Raw genomic sequence first — 20,908 nt, 5'->3', positions numbered from 1 at the left:
GGACGCTATGTACAATTTCTCCCGCTATCAGGCAAAAGAACTGGCGCTGGCTTACATGAGCGGCAAAAAGCACGATCTGTCGCCGCAAGAGTTTTTGCAGCAGCTGAAAAGCAGCGAAAGATCGTTTGAGCACCTGCTGAAACACGGCAGTGAAATGCCGCGTGACGTGCTGGTCAAAAGCTTCTGAACGGCCGGTCGCCGGCCTCTTTCCGTCTACGCCGCCGGTGGCGGGCCTGACAGGTCCGCGCATTCCCGGCCGTCTCTTCCTTTCTCTTCGCCCCCGACGTTTCACCTCCACCGACCAACACCCGGAAAATTCGCCTTTAGAGACGAATTATTGACATATTCGTATTCAGGTGCGAATTTATAGTCATCCCCCATCCACAACGGATCACGCCATGCCGACGCCAATCAGCGTAATCAGCGGCGATCTGGTCGATTCTCGCCGGTCAGACACCGTCAACTACCTCAACGGGCTGCACAGCCTGCTCGATCGGCTGCAGCGCGACGGGCGGCTGCGCCAGGTGGAAATTTTTCGCGGCGATGCCTTCCAGGCGCAGGCCGCGCCGGAGGACGGGCTGTTGCTGGCGGTGTATATTCGCACTGCGCTGCGGGCGATGGGCGCCGCGCACTGGGATGCGCGCATCGCCGTCGGGCTGGGTAGCCAACGGCCGGACGCCGCCGGTTACGGCAGTGCCTTTATCAACTCCGGCAGCGCGCTGGACGCCATGACGAAAAATTGCCGCCTGGCTCTGAAAACCGACAACGATCGGACAAACGCCATTGTCAGCGATCTGCTGCCGATGTTAGATCATGTCATTGGCCGCCTGTCGCAGACCGAAGCGCGCATCGTCCAGGCGAGAATGTTCGCCGACAGCGGCGCGGCGGTAGCCGAGCAGCTGCAAAAAGCCGCTTCCACGGTCTCCGCCACGCTCAAACGCGCGGCCTATGAGGAGATCATGCGGTTTATTCACGCCATTAACAGGATCGTCTGACTATGGATCTGACCTATGCGCCTTTACTGGCCTGGCTGTTGATCGTCCATCTGCTGGCGGATTTTCCGCTGCAGCCGCTGAGTTGGGTGGAAGATAAAATCCAACATCGCGCACGTTCGCGTTTTCTGCTGTTGCACGCGTTGCTGCACGGGGTGCTGGCCGCCTGGGTGGTGGCCGGTTTCGGCCTGCTGCATGGCGGACTGTCTTCACTGCAGGTACTGGTCAGCCTGCTGGTTATCGCCGTCAGCCACTACCTGATCGATTTGCTGAAAGTCACCGCCATGATCCGCCTGAGCCCGGCCCGCAGCTTTCTGCTCGATCAGGGATTTCATCTGGCGGTGATCGCCTTGCTGTGGCTGGGGCTGACGCCGAATGCCGGTGAACTGCTCGCGGCGTTGGGACGGCAACTGGGGAGTTGGCAAACCGGCCTGGTGCTGGTGGCCTACAGCCTGATTTATCTGCCGATGAGCCTGCTGATTGGGCAACTGCTGGCGCGCTGGACGCCGCAAATGCCGCCTTCGGCCAAGGCCGACAACGATTCGCTGCTGCGCGCGGGCAAACAGATTGGCTATCTGGAAAGAACGCTGATCCTGACCTTTGTGCTGCTGGGGCAAATTCCGGCGATCGGTTTTTTGCTGGCGGCCAAATCTATCTTCCGTTTCGGCGATCTGCGCCAAAGTGACGATAAGATGCGTACCGAGTATGTGCTGCTCGGCACGCTGTTTTCCTTCACGCTGACCATCATGCTCGGCCTGCTGGTCAACAAACTGCTGTAGCGGTGCGGGGGCGACGAATTTCGCCCCCGAAGTGAACGCCGAGGCGGCTTAGAGCCACTCGCCGAAGCGGCGGATATAGAAACGCTTCATCAACTGTGCGACCACGCAGTAGCTGACCAGCGTTGCGGCCAACCACGGGAAGTATTCCCACGGCAGCGGCTGCAGGCCAACCAGGGCGCCGAGCGGCGAGAACGGAATGTAGATGCCGAGCGCCATCACCAACCCGGTGGTCAGCAAGACCGGCAACGCCGCCGTGCTCTGAATGAACGGGATCTTCTGGGTGCGCAGCATATGCACCACCAGCGTTTGCGACAGCAGCCCCTCAATGAACCAGCCGGACTGGAACAGCGCCTGGTGTTCCACGCTGTTGGCGGCGAACACGTACCACATCAGCGCATACGTCGTGATATCGAAGATTGACGAGGTCGGCCCAATCCACAGCATAAAGCGCCCGATGTTTTTGGAGTCCCACTTGCGCGGTTTGCGCAGAAACTCTTTGTCCATCTTGTCCCACGGCAGAGACAGCTGAGAAATGTCGTACATCAGGTTCTGAATCAACAGGTGGATCGCCAGCATCGGCAGGAACGGGATGAAGGCGCTGGCCACCAGCACCGAGAACACGTTGCCGAAGTTGGAGCTGGCGGTCATGTTCAGGTACTTGATGATATTGCCGAAGGTCTCGCGCCCTTTGATCACCCCCTCTTCCAGCACCATCAGGTTCTTTTCCAACAGGATGATGTCCGCCGACTCCTTGGCGATATCGGTACCGGTGTCGACCGAGATGCCGACGTCGGCGTCGCGCAGCGCAGGCGCATCGTTGATGCCGTCGCCGAGGAAGCCGACGGTATGGCCGTTGGCCTGCAGCATTTTCAGCACCCGCGATTTTTGCAGCGGCGTCAGCTTGGTGAAGACCGTGCGCTGTTCCACTTCGCGCGCCAGTTCTTCGTCATCCATCTGTTCAATCCGCAGCCCGGAGAGCGGCTCGCCCGGCTCCAGCCCGACGTCCCGGCAAATTTTGCAGGTGATCACCGGGTTGTCGCCGGTCAGCACCTTCACCGTCACGCCATTTTCCTGCAGCGCGGCGATCGCCTGCTGAGCGCTCTCCTTCGGCGGATCGAGGAAGGTCAGCAGCCCTTGCACCACCATATCGCGTTCGTCGGCCACGCTCAGCGGTTCGGCCGGACGCTGCGCATCCAGCTCGCGCGTCGCCAGCACCAGCACGCGGAAACCGTCTTCGTTATATTCTCGGGCCAGCGCCTGCAACGCCGCACGGCGCGCGTCGTCCAGCACCAGCGTCTGATCGCCTTCGCGCACGTGGGTGGCGATCTCCAGCATCTCCTCCACCGCGCCCTTACAGATCAGCTGCTGGCGGCCATTCTCATCCGCCACCACGATCGACAAACGGCGGCGCACGAAATCGAACGGCAGCTCATCCACCTTGCTGAAACGCCCCAGGGCTTCAATCCCCGGTTTGCCGCGGCCAAAGCGGATCACCGCCTGATCCATCAGGTTCTTCATGCCGCTCTGATGGAAGCTGTTCAACCAGGCCAGGTGCAGCACCTCGTTATCTCTGGCACCGTTGACGTCGATGTGGTGCTCGAGAATGATGCGGTCCTGGGTCAGCGTGCCGGTCTTGTCGGTGCAAAGCACGTCCATGGCGCCGAAGTTCTGAATGGCGTTCAGACGCTTCACCACCACCTTGCGACGCGACATGGCGATCGCCCCTTTCGCCAGGTTGGAGCTGACGATCATCGGCAGCATTTCCGGCGTCAGGCCGACCGCCACCGCCAGCGCGAACAGCGCCGCTTCGCTCCAGTCGCCTTTGGTGAAGCCGTTGATCAGCAACACCACCGGCACCATCACCAGCATGAAGCGAATCAACAGCCAGCTGACGCTGTTCACCCCGCGATCGAACGCAGTCTGCGCCCGTGTCCCGACGATCGACTTGGCGAGCGAGCCGAAGTAGGTGCGCCCGCCGGTCGCCACCACCACCGCCGTAGCGGTACCGCTGGCGACGTTGGTGCCCATCAGGCAGATGTTGGACAGCTCAAGCAGCGCGTTCTCGCTGGACACTTCCCCTTCGCTCGACTTCTGCGCCACGTTGCCCATCGCATCGTATTTCTCGATAGGGATTGCCTCGCCGGTCAAAATCGCCTGGCTGATGAACAGATCGCGCGAGGCGATAAGACGCACGTCGGCCGGCACCATGTCACCGGCGGAGAGCTGGATGATATCCCCCGGCACCAGTTCGCGGATCGGCACTTCCAGCGTCAGCGGATGCGCGCTGTAGCTGCTGCGGCGCAGCACCGTGGCGGTAGTGCGCACCATCGATTTCAGCGCTTCCGCCGCTTTGTTGGTGCGGTATTCCTGCCAGAAACGCAGCAGCCCGCTCAGCGTGACCATGGTCAGGATGATAATGACGCCGGTGAGTTCAGTTTCTTCACCGCTCTGGAGCGGCAGCCAATAATCGGTAAAGAAACTGATCGCAGCCAGCACCATCAGCACGAAGATAAACGGGTTGTTGAAGGCCTTGATCAGCTGGATCAGGGCATGCGGCGCCTTGTCATGGGCGACCTGGTTGGCGCCGAACTGCTCCAGCCGCTCATCGGCGTCGTCCTGGGTCAAGCCGTTGCGGTTGCACTTCAGGTTCGCCAGCGTTTGAGCGATGCTGTTGGTGGCCTCTTGCGCAATGGCGTAGGTCACCGCGTCTTTATCACGGCGACGCGTTCTTTCATTAATCTGAGTCATAACGCTATTCTCTTATTTTAGTTCTGCGCACAGCGAAGCCCCGCCCGATAAACAGGTGACTATGCGCAGCTTGGAATTTTTTATTAGCGTGACTAAATGGCTGAATTACCCTGTCAGCCACGCTGGAATCATTTTCCTTCCGGGGTCATCGTCCATAACGCCTCCTTAATGCTCAGCGTTATTCAAGGCGTGCATGAATAAACCTGAACATATAATCAAGTTAATCAATATTTATATCATTAATCAGACCGGTAATTCGGACGCGACGCGCCAGCGAACGGCACTCACGCTTTTTTCCAGACTGACGCGGCAGACAATACCTTCGATTTCTTTTTGCGCGGCCGGCGTAGCGGTAATTTCCGCGCACACTTCCAATTGCCCCGGGCTGGAAATATCGGCGCTGCGCAAGGATTGCAGCCGCAAGGCGACGCCGTTCAGCGCCTGCAGGATCAGGGTGCGCACCAGAATTTCGTCCTGTTCGCCGCAGGTCACCTGAATGCGATAGCACAGTTCCAGATCGGTCGCCTGCTGTTGCGGCTGCAGATTGATGCGCTGCGCGGCTTCGCGCAGCAGGATATTAGCGCACAGGATCACCAGCGTAGCGACCACCGCATCCCAATGCTGGCCCAGGCCGCACAGTACGCCGATCCCCGCCGAACACCACAGCGTGGCGGCGGTGTTGAGGCCACGAATATTAAGCCCTTCACGCATGATCACGCCGGCGCCGAGGAAGCCGATACCGGATACGATCTGCGCCGCCACGCGGCCGGCGCTGGCCGGATCGGTGGACATGGAGCTGAGAATAAAGACCGCCGCGCCGGTCGCCACCAGCGCATTGGTGCGCAGGCCGGCCATGCGTTGGCGCCACTGGCGTTCGGCGCCAATGACCGCGCCCAGGCACATCGCCAGCAATAAATTCAAAACGAAAGGAGTCATAGCCATGACTGTCCCCTTAATTAACCGCAGGAGATAAAATCATGTGCTGTTTAGCACACGCGAAATCGCGCTGAAAATAAATCAGCGAATCAGCGTGTCGCGCCTGGAGGGAAAAGGCTGTGGCTGCAGAATACCATAATAACGTCCAACTCAATTCACCTGAAACCGTCAGGCATCAGGAAACGTTTCTTATTCGGGTATGCACAGCTCAGAAATAACTGGAGAGGGGTGCTGCCCGCCGATAACGGCAAGCAACAAATCAGAAGAGAATTGGTCAGCTTGCCTTATTTGTTTGATTACAACTACAACTGTCCAATTGGGTTTCTCCACTGAAATTTTGGCTGAGTATAGTGACGTCGGGTAATGAAGTAAAGGCTAATTTATTAAACGAAAAATAAACTGGAATACGGCGTTTATATTTCGATGTCACAAATAGAAGATGGCGACATTGGGCGACAGTGCGCTTATCGGTAAACTGCCCTCTTTCATCTTCCAAGGACGCCCCGATGAAACAACGGCTTTCCGCGCTCGCGCTGGCGCTGCTCATCAGTTTTCCCGCCGATGCCTTACTGCTGCAGCAAGGCGACGTGCAATTTGAACTCGACCCTGCCACGCTGCATATCGCCGCAGGCCCGGTGCCGATCAATCTGGCGCAGCCTGCGCAGCAGGTAACGGATCTTACCGCAACGCCACGACGCGCCAGCTGGCGATGGCCGCAACGCGCAATCAACGTCAGCGCCCGTCTGGAAGGCGGCGATCTGCGCCTGAGCTTCAGCAGCGATCGGCCGCAAACCCTGAACTGGTATCGTATGCCACAGGGGGAAACGTTGCTGTTGCCGATCGGCGAAGGCAGCCGCATCCCGCTGGACAACGCGGTCTGGCGTCATTACCTGACGACGGAAATGACGCCGCTGGATACCAACTGGGATCTGAAACTGCCGCTGTGGAGCCTGCAACACCAGGGTAAGGTCTACAGCTGGCTGATGTTGACGCCGTTCAGTAACCAGATAGCCTTCGCCGCCGCGCAGGAAAAGCTGGCGATGCGCGCCAGCCACCAATTCAATCGCTTCAATCAACAACAGGCATTCGAGGTGCTGCTGCACGTCGGCAACGCCCCGCTGTCCGGCGCCCGCCGTTACCGCGACTATCTGCAACAAAACGGCCGGTTCAGCAGCCTGCGCGAGAAGATCAAGCAGGCGCCCGAAGGCGAAAAACTGATCGGCGCTACCCATATCTATCTGTGGGGCGACCAATTGCTGGCGGCGGAAGATGTCAAGGATTGGCCGGGATTACTGCACTACCTCGCCTCTCCCGCCGCCGAAGCGCTGCGGCAGAAGATGGACGCCGAGAGCAGAAGCTTGCTGCTGCGGCTGGCGGGAAAAACGCCGGAGGGCTGGCAACAACAACCCCTGATGGACGGCATCAACCGGGCGTTGACGGCGCAGTTCGCGCTAGGCGCAACGCCGGATGACGCCGACTTTCTGCAGGCGCAGCAGCGCCAGGCCGCCGCAGTGCGGGCGCTGGCGCAACGGGAGCTGGGACGCTGGTTAACCCCAGCGGACGGTTGGGGGCAAGGGTTGGCCAAACCGGTGATCGACGCGCTGCGCCAGGCCGGTTTGCCGCGCCTGTGGTTGGGCACCGATAACTGGACCGCCGCCTTCCTGCACCCGCAAGCGGTAGCCGCCGCCAAAGCGGCCGGTTATCTGATCGCCAGCTACGACTCCTACGATACCGCCATCGCGCGCGGCGTCAACGACAGCTGGCTCACCGCGCAGTTGCCGACGACGCTCCGGGAATCCTGCGCCATCGTGCGCGCAGACGGCAGCAGGAAACCCGGCTTCGGTAAACAGGGTTATTACCTCAATCCAGGCTGTGTCCTGCCCTATTCTCAACAGCGCATGCGCGAACTGGTGCAATTGGCCGGATTGAATAGCCTGTTTCTCGATGTGGACGGCACCGGCATGGTGTCCGACGACTATCAGCCCGACCACCCAACCGGCGCGGCGCAGATGGCCGAAGCCCGCAACGCCCGGCTCGCCTGGTTCAGCGCCACCCTTAAGTTGCCGCTGGGCTCAGAGGATGGCAACGCAGTGACCGCGCGCAGCCTGATGTTCGCCCACGGCATGGAAACCTGGGGATTCGGCTGGGGAGATAAACAGATGAATCAGGATAAATCCTCGCCCTATTATCTCGGCGCTTGGTGGCCCAACGCCCAACCGGCGTTTTTCTTCCGCCCCGCCAAAGTGAAACAGCCCTACCGTACCGTCGAATTCGATCCGCGTTACCGCCTGCCGCTGTACCAGGCCGTTTTCCACGATGCTATCGTCAGCAGCCACCACTGGAATTACGACAATCTGAAGTTCAGCGACGTTCAGACCACCCGCAGCCTGCTCAGCCAGCTGTACAACACCGCACCGATGTTCCACCTGAGCCGCGCCACTCTGGCGGCGCGCTTACCGGCGATAAAACGCGCCGACGCCGCCTTCCGGCCGCTGCATCAGGCCTTGTGGGACAAAGCGTTAACCGACTTCCGCTGGCTCGATCGGGACGGCTGGGTGCAACAGACGACGTTCAGCGACGGATCGACCCTGACCGCCAATTTCAGCGCGCAGCCTTTCGGCGGCGTGGCGCCCCACAGCGTACGCGCCAAACTGGCCGACGGTCGCACTCTCGATATCGCACCTTAGCAAGGCCGCCGGCAGTGGGCTACGCTAGGCTATATTTTCGTTTACCCACAAGGAGCGGCCGATGACTCCCCTGATCCACACTCTGCTCGACGAGATTTGGCAAAGCCTCGGGCAATGCCCCGCCCCCGCCGATCGCCTCACCGTAAGCGGCACCGGCGCATTGCCTTCGGCTTTTCCCGTGACCGAATTAGCCACCGCAGCCTGGAGCGCCGCAGGTTTAGCCTGCGCCGAGCTGCTGCGGCGCGAGGGCGCCGCCGCGCAGCAGGTTTGGGTCGATCAACGCCTGGCCTCGCTTTGGTTCGGCTGGACGCTGCGCCCGCTGGGTTGGACGCTGCCCGCAGCCTGGGACGCGCTGGCCGGCGATTACGCCACGGCGGACGGCTGGATACGCCTGCATACCAATGCGCCGCACCATCGGCGAGCGGTGGAACAGGTTCTGGGCCCGGCATCGAAGAAAGGCGCGCTGGCGGAACGTGTGCTGGCCTGGAAAAAAAGCGAGCTGGAGGAAGCGGTGATCGCGGCCGGCGGCTGCGCAGCCCAAATGCGTTCGGCGGCCGCGTGGCGGCAACATATTCAGGGTAAAAGCGTGGCGCTCGAACCGCTGATCCACACCGCATTGCAGCCGGAAGCGCCATCGCCCGGCTGGACGCTGCCCGTCGCCCGGCCGCTGCACGGCGTGCGGGTGCTGGACCTGACGCGCATTCTCGCCGGGCCGATCGCCACCCGTTTTCTCGCCGGCTTGGGCGCCGACGTGCTGCGTATCGATCCTTACGGGTGGGATGAGCCCGGGGTCGAACACGAAGTGATGTTGGGCAAGCGCAGCGCGCGCCTCAATCTGACCAATGCGCGCGATCGCCATACGTTTGAGCACTTGCTGAGAAACGCCGACGTCATCGTGCACGGCTACCGCGCCGGCGCGCTGGAGAAACTGGGCTATGGCGCGGAGGAAAGGCACGCGCTGGCGCCGGGCCTGATCGACGTCTGCCTGAATGCCTACGGCTGGAGCGGGCCGTGGCGCACCCGGCGCGGTTTCGACAGTCTGGTGCAGATGAGCTGCGGGCTGGCGGAGGCGGGCATGGTTTGGCGCAGCGCCAGTTTGCCGGTGCCGCTGCCGGTACAGGCGCTGGATCATGCCACCGGCTATTTGATGGCGGCGGCGGTGTTGACCGGTATGACGCAGCGTCTGAGCCGCGGCACCGGCTATCGCGCGCGCTTGTCGCTGGCGCGGACGGCGCAGCTGCTGCTGGCGCATCCCTACCCGACGCATTATCGGCCGGAACCGCTGACACCGGCCGGAAGCGCCGACGAGAACCCTGAAACGGAACTGACTTACTGGGGGGCCGCGCAACGCCTGCGCGCGCCGTTGAGTCTGCAGGGCACGGCGCTGCAATGGGCGCTGCCGGCGACCACGCTCGGCACCTCGCAACCGGAATGGCTACGCCGCTAAATCGCCGCCAACTGCTGCTGAAGCCACTGCAGCAAGCGGGTGACCGCCGGCGTCAACCCGGCGGTCTGCGGCCATGCCAGATAAACGTCGTCATCACTCAGGCGACAGGGCGCGGCCAAGGCCACCAGCCTCCCCGCGTCGAGGGCATCCTGCACCAGCAGCTTTTTCGCCAACGCGATGCCAAACCCTTGCTCCGCTGCGCGAATCAATAATCCGGCATCGTTGAACAACGCCTGTTGCCGCCCGCATAACGGGCGCCCCTGCGCGTTGAACCAGTCGCGCCAGGGACTGACGTCGTGCTCGAGCAACGGAATATCGCCACCGTTCTCGAAAGCCGCCCCCCATTCTCGCGCCATATCCGGCGAAGCGACAGGCAACACGTCCCCCGAGGCGATGCGCTGCGCCTGCAGCCCCGCCCATTGACCGCTGCCGATGCGGATCGCCGCATCGAACCCCCGCTGCGACAGATCCTGCAGCGCCAACGACGCATCGATATCCAGCGCAATATCGGCGCAGGCCTCATGAAAAGCCGACAGACGCGGCAGCAGCCAGTAATGGGCAAAAGACGGCAACACGCTGATGCGCAGCGTCTGGCTTGCCGCCGCTCGCCGGGCGCGGGCGACGCCCTGCTGCAGCGCCTGCAGCGCCGGCTCTACCGCCGCCAGCAACTCTCGCCCGGCGGCATTCAGGCGCACGCCGCGCCCGCGCCGTTCAAACAGCGGATAGCCGACCGCCTGCTCCAGCAGTTGAATTTGCTGGCTGACCGCGCCGTGCGTCAAATGCACCTGTTGCGCCGCAGCGCGCAAATTTTCCAACCTGGCGGCGATCGCAAAGGTCGGCAAGACATGCAAGGGAATGCGTTCACTCATCATTGGTTAACCAGGCTATCCAAAAAGGTTATTTTTCATCGATTTTGACCGGCAGGCAAATGTTCTATGTTTACCCCATCATCCCTGACGCTTTCGGAGCCGCCATGCACCCACGTTTACAACAGGACCTCGCACAGTTTCCGCAGATCCTCGATCGCACCCGCCAACTGGCGGAAGATTTCCTGGCTGGGCTGCAGCAACGCTCGGTCTGCCCACCGCTCGAGCATCAGCAGCTGCAACCGGGCGACGATCGGCTCGACGAAAACGGCGAAGGCGCCCTGGCGGCGCTGGAGCGCTTTTGGCAACGTTATCAGGCCGGCATTTCCGCCAGCGCCGGCCCGCGTTATTTCGGCTTCGTCACCGGCGGCGGCACCCCGGCGGCGGTCGCAGCGGACTGGCTGGTTAGCGTGACAGACCAAAATAGCCTGCTCAGCCATGATACCATCGCAGCCACGATCGAGCTGGCGGCCGTGACGCAGTTGAAATCCCTGTTGGGCCTGCCGGAAACGTTCAGCGGCAGCCTGGTCAGCGGCGCGACCATGGCCAATTTCACCGGGCTGGCCATTGGTCGCCAATGGCTGGGGCAACAGCGCGGCGTGGATATCGCCCAACAAGGCCTGGCGGCGCTGGGCCCGATCCGGATTCTGGGAGCCAATCCGCATTCCAGCAGCGTGAAGGCGCTCAGCATGCTCGGTATCGGCCGCGAGGCGTTGACGATCGTCGCCAGCCTGCCGGAGTCTGAAGCCATGGATATGGCGGCGCTGGAGCGGCAGCTCGCCGCCGGCGCTGGCCAGCCAACGTTGGTACTGGCCAGTGCCGGCACGGTCAATACCGTCGCTTTCGACGACCTGCCGCAACTGCTGGCGCTGCGAGAGCGTTATCCATTTTGGCTGCATGTCGATGCGGCATTCGGCGGCGTGGCGGCCTGCTCGCCGCTCTACGCCCCAAGGCTCGAGGGCTGGCAGCATGCCGATTCCATCACCGTCGATGCGCACAAATGGCTGAACGTGCCTTATGACAGCGCGATCCAATTTACCCGCCATCTGGATCTGCAGATGCAGGTATTTCAGAACCATTCGGCCTACCTGGAAGCACCGACGCTGCGACCAGACAACTATCTGCATCTGACGCCGGAAAATTCGCGCCGCTTCCGCGCCCTGCCGCTTTGGCTGACGCTGGAAGCCTATGGCCGCAGCGGCATACGAGATATCGTCGAGCGCAATGTCGAACTGGCGCAGGCGCTGGGAGCGGCGTTAGCGGCCGAGGACGGTTTCCATCTGTTGGCGCCCGTGAATCTGAACGTGGTGTGCTTTGCCCTCAGTCATCCACAGGGCGACAGCGAAGCGGCGCGCGATCGCTTTCTCGAACGCCTTAGCCGGCATGGGGTGGTGCGTTGCACCCCTACGCGTTATAACGGCCAGCCGGGGATCCGCGCCGCGCTGGTCAACTGGATGACGGAGGAACAGGACATTCACCTGACGCTGGACTCGCTGCGCCATTGCCTGGCGGAGACGGCCTAAACGCCTGGCGCGTCACCCGGGCTGAAAGGCCTGCAAACGCCGTTCTTGCCGCCCGTCGTCGCCGATGTTATCCGGCGACAGCCAGGCGGCAAACGCCGAGCGCAGCGCCGGCCATTCTCCATCGATGATCGACAGCCAGTCGGTGTCGCGCGTGCGTCCTTTGACGACGACCGCCTGACGGAAGGTGCCCTCATAGCGAAAACCAAAACGCTCGGCGGCCTGACGCGAAGGCAGATTGAGGCTATCGCATTTCCATTCGCAGCGCCGGTAACCCAGATCGTCAAACAAATGGCGCAGCATCAGGAAAATGGCCTCGCTGCCGAGCGCACTGCGCTTCATCAGCGGGGACCAGTTGATGGTGCCCAGTTCAGCCGCACCGTTGGCGGGATCGATGCGCAAAAAAGCGCAGGTTCCTACCGCGCGCCCGTTCGCCTGATCGATCACCACCATCGTGCGCCTGTCGGCGCCGGACGCCAGGGCCTGCAGGTAATGCTGAAAATCCTCGCGCGTCTGCGGCCGCGCGCAAAACAGATAGGTCCAGTCGCGGTCGTCCTCGGCGGTTTGATAAGCCCGATAAAGCTCGTCGCCCCAGCGTTCGAGGTTCAGCGGTTCCAGGCGGCAAAACCGCCCTGACAGTAACGCTTGCCCGGGCATGCCTGCCGGCTGCCAATGAGGGAGGGCATCGCCTATCGGCTGCCCATATTGATTTTGTCTCACCGCGACATCCTGTTTTTGAAAGGTGCAAAAGCAAATTAAAACCGGCGCGGGTCAGAAACAACTGCGACCTGCCGCCGCCCCTGCCGACCGGCTGGCAAGACGATAGTTTAGAAAAATCACTCAATCACCGATAAACATTCACACAAATGATTTCATGTGAAATAAATATCCACATAACCTATTGTAAAATGGTGATTTATAGCAACAATTAAGCTACACATTCCAGCAATAATGTTAACTTTTGTTTGTTGTTATGATAAAAACAGAAGCGCTTATCATTAGCGAAAGGTGCCAAGACAATCATAAGGCAATGATTTTTATGATTAAAAACAAAAGAACCCAGGGGTGAGCACTTTTTGAACATTTAAAAAGCACGCTAAAAGACTTCAAAAAAACGACACATGAATTTTTTTTAAGACTTTTCCTAGCAAACTAAAATTTTTTTTCGTGACATGATGAACAGATTATCAGCAGACAATGCCGGCAGGCGCGGGCGCCAAGCGCGAATCAGGCCCATCATGCCGACGCCGGGCGGGTAGCGGATCGCTCTGACTTAAGCCAAACTTATAGATTCATGCGATTAATAAGTTTAGTATGAAAATATCATTGAGTGCCGTCGTGTTTATTGATAGAACACTCGCTACACTGAATTATTGTTCCATTTTGCCTTTCGGCTTTTTAGGCTTTTTCTCATATTACCGCAGTAAAACGGATTTAAGTGGGGGTGCGATATGCCAACGATTATCATGGATTCATGTAGCTATACCAGATTGGGGTTAACCGACTATCTGACTTCGCATGGCGTGAAGAAGCGCCATATTAATGCCATCGAGGACATTGACAGCCTGCATGAAAAATGCAGTAAGTTGAATCCTAGCCTGGTGTTTATTAACGAGGACTGCTTCATCCATGAAGCAAACGCCACGGAGCGAATAAAACGGGTGATTTCACTGCACCCGGATACGTTATTCTTCATCTTCATGGCTATTACCAATGTACATTTCGACGATTATTTATATGTTCGCAAGAACGTCATCATATCGTCAAAATCCATCAAACCAGAGACTATGAATCAGCTACTTAGTCATTATCTCGAGAAAAAATCCCTACGGGTGGAGAAATCTTCTCTGGATCAAACGCCGGTGACGCTGAGCCAAACTGAATCGAACATGTTACGCATGTGGATGTCCGGGCAAGGCACCATCCAGATATCAGACCAGATGCAAATAAAGGCCAAAACGGTCTCTTCCCACAAGGGAAACATCAAGCGGAAAATAAAAACGCACAACAAGCAGATCATTTACCACGTTGTCCGTTTGACCGACACATTGACTAGTGGAATATTCGTCAATAGCCGCTGAACCGTAGAGAACGCCCCCACTTTGTTTACCCATCGTTAAATATCCGGTGATAACGTAATCCGGTTCTCAAACGCTGGGATAACCAAAAGAATACCTGCTGCGTTATCCCCCGCTAGCGCAACGGGTATTTTTATGTCGTCGATAAAAAAATTCTTACCGCATTGAAATAATCTCAAAATAGACAGTTTCGTTAGCAAATTAATGAGATTGTTCGAAGTTACTGCCCGGGCGCGCGGCAAGGCTCCACAAAAGTGCCGTCACGGCTGTCGATTTCATTAAAAAACCACACGCCCGCCGGGTAGTCCTCAAGAGACACCAGATACATGGTACCTTCGTTGAAGACCTCTACGGCCAGAATGACGCCTTCGCGCCGTGGGCCGCCATCTGTTTTTACCGTCACTCGATCGTTAACCTGCATACCCTTCCCCATTCTTTGCGATTGGCATCAGTGTATTACAAAACCCCGGGTGAAGGACACCGCCCCAGCCCTGCCGGTCTCTGCTATCAGCGTAGCAGCCGCCTGGATTTTCACTTTCTTAACGGTTTGACCGCAGAATCTTAAGCCGGCCTCGCGTAACCTGTCTTCAGGCGTTTCCCCCCCAGAGAAGCGCTTGCAAATGAAGAAGTAACAAGGAACTTTTGCCCGCAGACTTGCGGGCTTTTTTTTATGCGCCGTCAAATTGCAGGCATAAAAAAACCCGCCTCGGCGGGTTTTATTCAATCAGCGGTAGACGCCAATTAGATAGCGGTAACGTTAGCCGCAGATGGACCTTTCGCGCCGTTCTCGATAGAGAACTGTACGTTCTGGCCTTCAGCCAGGGTCTTGAAGCCTTGATCCTGGATAGCAGAGAAGTGTACGAATACGTCTTTGCTGCCGTCTGCTGGGGTGATGAAACCAAAACCTTTAGCTTCGTTGAACCACTTCACTTGACCTTTGATCATGTTGGACATGTCTAATTTCCTTCAATAATAATGTTAGCCGCCATGGGCGAGATAGCCGGTCATCAGTTACTTATGGAGGCACTGGAAAGGAAATTCGTCAGAGAAGGGCTATCCGGGATAACGCTTTAAATTTGAACTACTTTACTCAAAATGTCGTGCATAAATAGGTCTGTACCACAGGCCGACATCATTAACTCACGAGCGAGCGGCAATAGCAACCTTTTTCGCCGTGCAGGGGCGTTAATCTCGGCTAAACGCACAGGATTTGACCCCGTCTGCCTACGGGATCGCCAGCTGAATCCCCATTACGCCGCAGGCAAATGATAGTAATTCTCGTTTTACTGTTTTATAGTTGCCCGGCGTAATCATCCAGGGAGATCCACCATGCCGAGATGGCTCACATTACCGGCCGCCAGCGCCGCCGCCCTGCTGGCCTTTGCCGCTTACAGCGCCCCGCTTGGCGCGCTGGAGCTGAATTATCAAGCCCCCGATCCCAGCGTCGCCCCCGCGCCCAAGCCGCCGGCGTCGCCTGGGCCCGCGCCCAAGGCCGAGAAACCACCGATCACTTGGGCAGAGGCGCGAGATAAAAACGGTTTTCGCGTCGACATCGAGTGCGATCATCCGGGCTGCAGCAAGCCACGCACCAAACCTTATCCCGCGTATGACGGCCCGGTGAAGAAAACCGATCGCCGCCGCCAATCCGATCCTTATTCCACCAACCAGGATCCCGATTACAACATTCAGTTAGGCTATGAGTGGTAATGACGCTTTCGGAGTAATGCCTATACCTCCCGCAATCACGGCCGCTTAGAATGGCGTCAGTTCACCACTCCTCCTGGTGTTGAACATGACAAGCTGTGTTGCAAATCTTTATGCGCCTCCCTATAGGCGCTTTTTTTTGCCCTTCTCGCATCACGCCCTTCCGATTACAGATTGGTCTCATTGCCCTGCAAAGTGATGAATGTCACAAATACGCCTCCTTGCCATTCTTATTCGGAGGTGATGTTCATGGCCACAGGATCTCTTGCCCTCCTGGCCGTCTTGGCCGGCATTGCGGGCTATGCGCTCTATAAACACTTCAAATCTCAGAAGAAAAGCGCATTCGTCCGCCCGCACGATCGGTAACCGACAACGCATTTTCACCGCAAAGGCGCGGCACGCCGCACGCCGCGCCTGCGGTTACCGTCATCCTTTCATCACAAAACTGTCACAATATGGCCATATGATGATTAGCGATTATCCGTTCTGGCTTAACACCAAGGATTTCGCCCATGACCATAATTAAAGCTGCAAACCACCAGGAAGCAGAAAAGCTCATCCGCGCCGGCACAGCCAAGAAAATCGAACTGGCTTACGACATCGGCAGCGACGATTTCTTCCAGCTTGCCAGCCTGTGGTGCGATAAAGGCGCCAAGATCTCCAAAGGAAAAGAACACTTTATCGTTTCATTGAAAGGGTTCCGCATCCCCCCTAACGATTGATGCCCAGCCGCCCATCGCGGCGGCGTCTCCTCCTCTTCCTCGCAAAACCGCTCTATTCGACCACGCGCACCTCATTCGATTTCGCTAAGCTAACAGCAGACTTTATTGTGGACGCGCCACCTGATAACCGCGTCCGCCACGATGAGGAGAGTAACCATGTCAACGAATGCACCGCTGCCCGACACGATGAAAGCGATTGAGATCAGCCAACCCGGCGCCCCCGAGGTTCTGGTCGTCGCCGAACGTCCGGTGCCGGTTCCGCAAGCGGGCCAACTTCTGGTGAAAATCGCCGCCGCCGGCGTTAACCGCCCCGACGTGCTGCAACGTCAGGGGAACTATGCGCCACCGCCCGGCGCCTCGGATATTCCCGGCCTCGAAATTGCCGGCGAAGTGGTGGCCATCGGTGAAGGCGTGACCCGCTTCGCGATCGGCGATCGGGTTTGCGCCCTCATCGCCGGCGGTGGCTATGCGCAATACTGCGCCGTGCATGAAAGCAATGCGCTGCCGGTTCCGGCGGGCCTGAGCCTGACCGAGGCCGCCGCGCTGCCGGAAACCTTCTTTACCGTCTGGGTCAACGTGTTCCAGCGCGGTCACCTCAAAGCCGGCGAGACCGTGTTGATCCACGGCGGTACCTCGGGTATCGGCACGGTCGCCACCATGCTGGCGAAAGCCTTCTGCGCCCAGGTGATCACCACCGTCGGTTCAGAAGAGAAGCGTCAGGCGAGCCTGGCGCTGGGCGCCGACGTGGCGATTAATTACCGCAACGAAGACTTTGTCGCCCGCACCAAAGACGCCACAAACGGCAAAGGCGCCGACGTGATCGTCGATCTGATCGCCGGCGACTATGTGGCCAAGAACTATCAGGCCGCAGCGATGGAAGGCCGTATCGTGCAAATCGGCACGCAAAACGGCGTGGTAAAAGAGCTCAACCTGATGCCGCTGCTCTTGAAACGCTTGACCCATACCGGTTCGACGCTGCGTTCGCGCAGCGTCGCGGACAAAGCGCAGATTGCCGCCGAGTTGCACGAGAAAGTTTGGCCGCTGCTGGAGCGCGGCGTGCTGAAACCGCAAATCTTTAAAACCTTCCCGCTTGAGCAGGCGGCCGCCGCGCATGCGCTGATGGAATCCAGCGAGCACATCGGCAAAATCATGCTGACGTTCTGAGACCTTTCCCCGCAGCGGGGCTGCGGGGAAATTTATGCCGCATTCAGGGAATGATGCGGCGACGGCGGAATGCATCGAACAGCGAGAAAAACATGGCTTCGGTTTCGACAAACTGATGGAAACCGAAACGCCGCGCCTTGCTGCCGTCCGCGAACATGTCGTAGTCCCAGGAAAAGACGAAATCGGCGAAACGCCAGCCGGCCACCGCCCGATAATCGGGCTCGGTCAAGGAGTGCCGTTGCGCCAGCTCGCGCCACAGCGGCGCTTTGTCCGCCATCATGTTTTCCAGCGTCATCGGCAACGGCGGCGCACATTCCAGCCCGAAGTACGCGGCGATTTTCGGCCACATTTCGCTCCAGCGAAACAGATCGCCGTTGTTGATGTTAAACGCCTGATTGGCTGCCGCAGGTTCGGTCGCCGCCCAGAGCGTGGCGCGCGCCAGCAGTCCGGCGTCGGTCATTTCCAAAAGGCTGTGGTAAGCGCCCGGCTTCCCGGGAAAGCGCAGCGGCAGCCCGAGCGCTTTACTGATCGAGGCGTAAACCGCGATGCTTAACGCCAGATTCATCGGGTTGCCGAGCGAGAAGCCCCCCACGACGCTCGGGCGAATGGCGCTCCAACGCCAGCGCTTGCCTGTTTGGCGCTGCTCCAGATACTGCTGCTGCGCCACGTTAAACTCCGGCGGCATATGCCCGGCATCGCTTTCACGCGCCGGCGTTTTAAACGGCCCCAAATGCGCGCCATAAACTTTATAGCCCTGCATCAGGCTGATATGTTCCAACGCCGGCGCAATCGGCTCCAGCCCTTCGACAACGTGTTGCAACATTTGCAGGTTCGGCGCCACCAGCCCCGCCCAATCCGGAGCATCCTGATAGGCGGCATAGAAAACGTGGCTAATCGCGCTCAGCGGCCGCAGCGCGTCCCGCGTCGTCGCCGCATCCAGCAGGTCAACCTGCAGGTGGCGCACCCCTGACGCCGGTTCGCCGCCCCGGCGCGAGACGCCCACCACTTGCCAACCTTGGTCAATCAGCTCCTCAATCAATCGGCGCCCAATCACGCCATTGGCGCCGATCACTAGCGCCTGTCGCTTTGCGTTCATTTTGTCACCCCTCGGATTATCGATACCCTGAGTGTTATTGATTAGCGATACTTGCGGTAGATGAGGGTTTCCACTAACACTAATAAGAAATATCTATAGGCAAAATCGACATGGATAAGCTGAACGCAATGAAAACCTTTATGCGGGTGGCGGAGCTGGGCAGCCTGTCGGCCGCCGCGCGCGATCTGCGTTTGACGCAGCCGGCGGTCAGTCAGCAAATCGCCGGTCTGGAACAGCATTTGGGGGCGCAGCTGCTGTTTCGCAGCACGCGGGCGGTCACCCTGACGGAGGCCGGCAATGATTACTATCAGCGCCTCAAACCGATTATGGCGGCGGTCGACGAAGCGGAAGAGGCGTTGCACGGCCAGCACCACCAGCTGCAGGGCAATTTGCGCCTGCATGCGCCGACCGGATTCGGGCAACGGCATATCACCCCTTTGGCCATCGCGTTCCAAAAGCGTCACCCGGATCTCACCATCGAGCTGCTGCTGGACGATCGCCGCGCCGACGTCATCGGCGAAGGTATCGACGTGGCGCTGCGCTTCGGTGAATTGCACGCGCCCGGCATGGTGGCGAAACGGTTGGGTGAGCTGCAACGCCTGCTGGTCGCGTCGCCGGCCTATCTGACCAGGCATGGCGCCCCTCGTTCGCCGGCGGATCTGGTGAAACATGCGCACATTCGCTACAGCGGCCTAAACGATGGCGATACGCTCACCCTGCTCGGCCCCCACGGCGCCGAGATGGTCGCGCTGCGGCCCACGTTTCGCGCCAATAATACCTTATCGCTGCTGGCGGCCATCGAGGCCGGAGCCGGCATCGGTGGCGCGCAGCGGCCGTTGATCGGCGAACAGCTGGCGACGGGGGCGCTGGTTCCCGTCTTGCCGGAATACCGCTACCCGCCCATGGCGCTGCATGCGGTCTATCCCGCTTTACGTTTTATTCCGCAGAAAGTGCGCGCCTGGGTGGCGCATTTGCAACAGGCGTTGACGGCGATCGAGGGAATTAGCGGAGTGAATGCCCCCGGCCAGACGCCGGGAGCATAATCATTATTTGAACAGTTTGCCGACCATGTCGCCCAGTTCATTGCTGTCTTGCTGCACTTCACCGTTTGGCGAAGCGGCATCCGCTACCGTCGGCAAGAACTGTGCAATGGTGCTGGACGCCTGGGCCGGATCGACGCCCAGCTTTTCAGCCAGTTGATTGATCGCATCGCTGCCCAACGCCTGCTGCACGTGATCGCCGGTAATCGGCTGGTTTTCGCCATTGCCGAGCCAGGAACCGACGATGTCGCCGAACTGCCCCTGGCGGAACTTGTCCAAAATAGCCTGCAGGCCGCCTTGTTGCTCGACCCACTGCATAATGGCGATGTAGTCGATGCCTTTGCCGTTGGCGCCGCCGCCCAGAATGTTACCCAATACGCTATCGAACAGACCCATGATATTCCCCTTTCAGCCGCTGCGGCCCGCGCCGCACAGCCGGATTGATTTCACGAAAAAGGGCCGCCGCGGCGACCCTGTTGAGCAACGGCTGCTTAGCCTTTGATCTTCCTGTAGACAAAAAGCACCACCAGGGCACCGATGACCGCCACCACGAAGCTGCCCAGGTTAAAACCATCAACGCGCCCCATACCGAAGAAGGTGCTGATATAGCCGCCGACCACGGCGCCCACGACCCCCAGTACCACGGTCATAATAAATCCGCCGCCGTCTTTGCCCGGCATAATCCATTTAGCCAGGATACCGGCGATTAAACCAAAAATGATCCAGGAAATGATGCCCATCTTTACTCTCCCTCTTACCTTTTGCCTAACAGAAACCCTATTACCAGGCCCACGACGGCGCCGGCGCCTACCCCTGCCCAAGGGTTATCCTTGATGCAGGCACATGATTGCTCGAGCGCTGCCTTTACGCCGCTGCGCACTTCGCAGGCGGTGGTTTTAACGTAGTCGCTCGGTTGCTCAACACCGCTTAGATCGTCATTTTCATATGACATGTCAAATCCTTACAGACCCGCCCTCTGAGAACTTCGTCACCTGTTTCACGTCCGGCGCCGCCCGTTCCGCGATCTTGCTCGGGACACTCTGCCCACAGCCGTTCAAGACGCAGCGTGCGGCGACAAACGCACAACATCACACTATGACTATAGTAAAAAATCAGCGGTTTACCCATT

The 20,908-nt window shown here is 59.1% G+C and carries 21 protein-coding genes; 11 read left to right on the top strand and 10 right to left on the bottom strand.

The window, feature by feature from the left end; translation table 11 throughout:
* Positions 1-7 precede the first annotated feature (7 nt).
* From IMX17_RS02810 to IMX17_RS02800, 3 genes are all read left to right on the top strand, one after another.
* Positions 8-187 carry a hypothetical protein gene (locus IMX17_RS02810; protein ID WP_004935085.1) on the top strand — a complete coding sequence of 60 codons (180 nt, stop codon included), beginning with the start codon at positions 8-10 and terminating at the stop codon, positions 185-187.
* Positions 188-398: 211 nt separating this feature from the next.
* Positions 399-995: a hypothetical protein gene (locus tag IMX17_RS02805; RefSeq protein ID WP_046687361.1), complete on the top strand. Its 597-nt coding sequence runs from the start codon at positions 399-401 to the stop codon at positions 993-995.
* Between the two features lie 2 nt (positions 996-997).
* Positions 998-1,771: a DUF3307 domain-containing protein gene (locus IMX17_RS02800; protein WP_046896548.1), complete on the top strand. Its 774-nt coding sequence runs from the start codon at positions 998-1,000 to the stop codon at positions 1,769-1,771.
* Between the two features lie 48 nt (positions 1,772-1,819).
* Here IMX17_RS02800 and mgtA read toward each other — a convergent pair whose 3' ends face one another.
* Together mgtA and IMX17_RS02790 are read right to left on the bottom strand one after the other, a co-directional pair.
* A complete protein-coding gene (mgtA, locus tag IMX17_RS02795; RefSeq protein WP_033643589.1) occupies positions 1,820-4,519 on the bottom strand; it encodes a magnesium-translocating P-type ATPase in 2,700 nt (899 codons plus the stop codon).
* 243 nt (positions 4,520-4,762) lie between these two features.
* On the bottom strand, positions 4,763-5,461 hold the full coding sequence (locus IMX17_RS02790) for an MgtC family protein (RefSeq protein ID WP_046896547.1): 699 nt from the start codon (positions 5,459-5,461) through the stop codon (positions 4,763-4,765).
* Positions 5,462-5,961: 500 nt separating this feature from the next.
* Here IMX17_RS02790 and IMX17_RS02785 point away from each other — a divergent pair, with 500 nt between their 5' ends.
* Complete coding sequence (locus tag IMX17_RS02785; protein ID WP_046896546.1) at positions 5,962-8,142, top strand: glycoside hydrolase; 2,181 nt, start codon at positions 5,962-5,964, stop codon at positions 8,140-8,142.
* Between the two features lie 61 nt (positions 8,143-8,203).
* Complete coding sequence (locus IMX17_RS02780; RefSeq protein ID WP_108681026.1) at positions 8,204-9,589, top strand: CoA transferase; 1,386 nt, start codon at positions 8,204-8,206, stop codon at positions 9,587-9,589.
* On the opposite strand, the gene IMX17_RS02775 is transcribed toward IMX17_RS02780, so the two are convergent.
* Positions 9,586-10,461: a LysR substrate-binding domain-containing protein gene (locus IMX17_RS02775; protein WP_033650819.1), complete on the bottom strand. Its 876-nt coding sequence runs from the start codon at positions 10,459-10,461 to the stop codon at positions 9,586-9,588. The two genes, IMX17_RS02780 and IMX17_RS02775, sit on opposite strands and share 4 nt — an antisense overlap.
* Positions 10,462-10,562: 101 nt before the next feature.
* On the opposite strand from IMX17_RS02775, the gene IMX17_RS02770 reads away from it, so the two are divergent.
* Positions 10,563-11,978: a pyridoxal-dependent decarboxylase gene (locus tag IMX17_RS02770; RefSeq protein WP_046896717.1), complete on the top strand. Its 1,416-nt coding sequence runs from the start codon at positions 10,563-10,565 to the stop codon at positions 11,976-11,978.
* Positions 11,979-11,990: 12 nt separating this feature from the next.
* On the opposite strand, the gene IMX17_RS02765 is transcribed toward IMX17_RS02770, so the two are convergent.
* A complete protein-coding gene (locus tag IMX17_RS02765) occupies positions 11,991-12,632 on the bottom strand; it encodes a GNAT family N-acetyltransferase (RefSeq protein WP_046896543.1) in 642 nt (213 codons plus the stop codon).
* Between the two features lie 794 nt (positions 12,633-13,426).
* Between IMX17_RS02765 and rcsA the strand changes: the two genes are divergently transcribed.
* The gene (rcsA, locus tag IMX17_RS02760) at positions 13,427-14,056 is read left to right on the top strand and encodes a transcriptional regulator RcsA (protein WP_019453510.1); all 630 of its coding nucleotides are present in this window, start codon (positions 13,427-13,429) and stop codon (positions 14,054-14,056) included.
* A gap of 217 nt (positions 14,057-14,273) precedes the next feature.
* On the opposite strand, the gene dsrB is transcribed toward rcsA, so the two are convergent.
* Entirely contained in the window at positions 14,274-14,474 is a 201-nt protein-coding gene (gene dsrB, locus IMX17_RS02755) for a protein DsrB (RefSeq protein ID WP_046896542.1), read from the bottom strand.
* 320 nt (positions 14,475-14,794) lie between these two features.
* Positions 14,795-15,007, bottom strand: coding sequence for a transcription antiterminator/RNA stability regulator CspE (gene cspE / locus IMX17_RS02750; protein ID WP_004935122.1), 213 nt, complete (start codon positions 15,005-15,007; stop codon positions 14,795-14,797).
* Positions 15,008-15,382: 375 nt separating this feature from the next.
* Here cspE and IMX17_RS02745 point away from each other — a divergent pair, with 375 nt between their 5' ends.
* The 3 genes from IMX17_RS02745 (at position 15,383) to IMX17_RS02735 (ending at position 17,643) form a co-directional block, all read left to right on the top strand.
* Positions 15,383-15,760: a hypothetical protein gene (locus IMX17_RS02745; RefSeq protein ID WP_116286298.1), complete on the top strand. Its 378-nt coding sequence runs from the start codon at positions 15,383-15,385 to the stop codon at positions 15,758-15,760.
* A 509-nt stretch (positions 15,761-16,269) separates the two neighbouring features.
* A complete protein-coding gene (locus IMX17_RS02740) occupies positions 16,270-16,479 on the top strand; it encodes a hypothetical protein (protein WP_004935132.1) in 210 nt (69 codons plus the stop codon).
* Between the two features lie 156 nt (positions 16,480-16,635).
* Positions 16,636-17,643 (top strand): NAD(P)H-quinone oxidoreductase, encoded by a 1,008-nt coding sequence (locus IMX17_RS02735; protein ID WP_046687366.1) that lies wholly within the window; start codon positions 16,636-16,638, stop codon positions 17,641-17,643.
* Positions 17,644-17,686: 43 nt separating this feature from the next.
* Here the strand turns inward: IMX17_RS02735 and IMX17_RS02730 are convergent, their stop codons facing one another.
* Positions 17,687-18,739 (bottom strand): SDR family oxidoreductase, encoded by a 1,053-nt coding sequence (locus IMX17_RS02730; protein WP_046896540.1) that lies wholly within the window; start codon positions 18,737-18,739, stop codon positions 17,687-17,689.
* A 110-nt stretch (positions 18,740-18,849) separates the two neighbouring features.
* Between IMX17_RS02730 and IMX17_RS02725 the strand changes: the two genes are divergently transcribed.
* Positions 18,850-19,782: a LysR family transcriptional regulator gene (locus IMX17_RS02725; RefSeq protein ID WP_046896539.1), complete on the top strand. Its 933-nt coding sequence runs from the start codon at positions 18,850-18,852 to the stop codon at positions 19,780-19,782.
* Between the two features lie 3 nt (positions 19,783-19,785).
* Here IMX17_RS02725 and IMX17_RS02720 read toward each other — a convergent pair whose 3' ends face one another.
* From IMX17_RS02720 to IMX17_RS02710, 3 genes are all read right to left on the bottom strand, one after another.
* A complete protein-coding gene (locus IMX17_RS02720; RefSeq protein ID WP_019453502.1) occupies positions 19,786-20,175 on the bottom strand; it encodes a YidB family protein in 390 nt (129 codons plus the stop codon).
* Positions 20,176-20,270: 95 nt separating this feature from the next.
* Positions 20,271-20,519: a GlsB/YeaQ/YmgE family stress response membrane protein gene (locus IMX17_RS02715; protein WP_019453501.1), complete on the bottom strand. Its 249-nt coding sequence runs from the start codon at positions 20,517-20,519 to the stop codon at positions 20,271-20,273.
* A gap of 14 nt (positions 20,520-20,533) precedes the next feature.
* Complete coding sequence (locus tag IMX17_RS02710; protein ID WP_046896538.1) at positions 20,534-20,731, bottom strand: DUF883 family protein; 198 nt, start codon at positions 20,729-20,731, stop codon at positions 20,534-20,536.
* Between the last annotated feature and the right edge of the window lie 177 nt (positions 20,732-20,908).

This window comes from Serratia sp. X3 (assembly GCF_014982455.1).
Lineage (GTDB): Bacteria > Pseudomonadota > Gammaproteobacteria > Enterobacterales > Enterobacteriaceae > Serratia > Serratia ureilytica.
The sequence above is the reverse complement of the archived record's forward strand: the minus strand, read 5'-3'. Positions and strand labels throughout refer to the sequence as shown.

Excerpts from the sequence above, each read along its gene's own strand:
- IMX17_RS02810 (WP_004935085.1), top strand. The coding sequence starts at position 8 with ATGTACAATTTCTCCCGCTATCAGGCAAAAGAACTGGCGCTGGCTTAC.
- IMX17_RS02805 (WP_046687361.1), top strand. The coding sequence starts at position 399 with ATGCCGACGCCAATCAGCGTAATCAGCGGCGATCTGGTCGATTCTCGC.
- IMX17_RS02800 (WP_046896548.1), top strand. The coding sequence starts at position 998 with ATGGATCTGACCTATGCGCCTTTACTGGCCTGGCTGTTGATCGTCCAT.
- mgtA (WP_033643589.1), bottom strand. The coding sequence starts at position 4,519 with ATGACTCAGATTAATGAAAGAACGCGTCGCCGTGATAAAGACGCGGTG.
- IMX17_RS02790 (WP_046896547.1), bottom strand. The coding sequence starts at position 5,461 with ATGGCTATGACTCCTTTCGTTTTGAATTTATTGCTGGCGATGTGCCTG.
- IMX17_RS02785 (WP_046896546.1), top strand. The coding sequence starts at position 5,962 with ATGAAACAACGGCTTTCCGCGCTCGCGCTGGCGCTGCTCATCAGTTTT.
- IMX17_RS02780 (WP_108681026.1), top strand. The coding sequence starts at position 8,204 with ATGACTCCCCTGATCCACACTCTGCTCGACGAGATTTGGCAAAGCCTC.
- IMX17_RS02775 (WP_033650819.1), bottom strand. The coding sequence starts at position 10,461 with ATGATGAGTGAACGCATTCCCTTGCATGTCTTGCCGACCTTTGCGATC.
- IMX17_RS02770 (WP_046896717.1), top strand. The coding sequence starts at position 10,563 with ATGCACCCACGTTTACAACAGGACCTCGCACAGTTTCCGCAGATCCTC.
- IMX17_RS02765 (WP_046896543.1), bottom strand. The coding sequence starts at position 12,632 with ATGCCCGGGCAAGCGTTACTGTCAGGGCGGTTTTGCCGCCTGGAACCG.
- rcsA (WP_019453510.1), top strand. The coding sequence starts at position 13,427 with ATGCCAACGATTATCATGGATTCATGTAGCTATACCAGATTGGGGTTA.
- dsrB (WP_046896542.1), bottom strand. The coding sequence starts at position 14,474 with ATGCAGGTTAACGATCGAGTGACGGTAAAAACAGATGGCGGCCCACGG.
- cspE (WP_004935122.1), bottom strand. The coding sequence starts at position 15,007 with ATGTCCAACATGATCAAAGGTCAAGTGAAGTGGTTCAACGAAGCTAAA.
- IMX17_RS02745 (WP_116286298.1), top strand. The coding sequence starts at position 15,383 with ATGCCGAGATGGCTCACATTACCGGCCGCCAGCGCCGCCGCCCTGCTG.
- IMX17_RS02740 (WP_004935132.1), top strand. The coding sequence starts at position 16,270 with ATGACCATAATTAAAGCTGCAAACCACCAGGAAGCAGAAAAGCTCATC.
- IMX17_RS02735 (WP_046687366.1), top strand. The coding sequence starts at position 16,636 with ATGTCAACGAATGCACCGCTGCCCGACACGATGAAAGCGATTGAGATC.
- IMX17_RS02730 (WP_046896540.1), bottom strand. The coding sequence starts at position 18,739 with ATGAACGCAAAGCGACAGGCGCTAGTGATCGGCGCCAATGGCGTGATT.
- IMX17_RS02725 (WP_046896539.1), top strand. The coding sequence starts at position 18,850 with ATGGATAAGCTGAACGCAATGAAAACCTTTATGCGGGTGGCGGAGCTG.
- IMX17_RS02720 (WP_019453502.1), bottom strand. The coding sequence starts at position 20,175 with ATGGGTCTGTTCGATAGCGTATTGGGTAACATTCTGGGCGGCGGCGCC.
- IMX17_RS02715 (WP_019453501.1), bottom strand. The coding sequence starts at position 20,519 with ATGGGCATCATTTCCTGGATCATTTTTGGTTTAATCGCCGGTATCCTG.
- IMX17_RS02710 (WP_046896538.1), bottom strand. The coding sequence starts at position 20,731 with ATGTCATATGAAAATGACGATCTAAGCGGTGTTGAGCAACCGAGCGAC.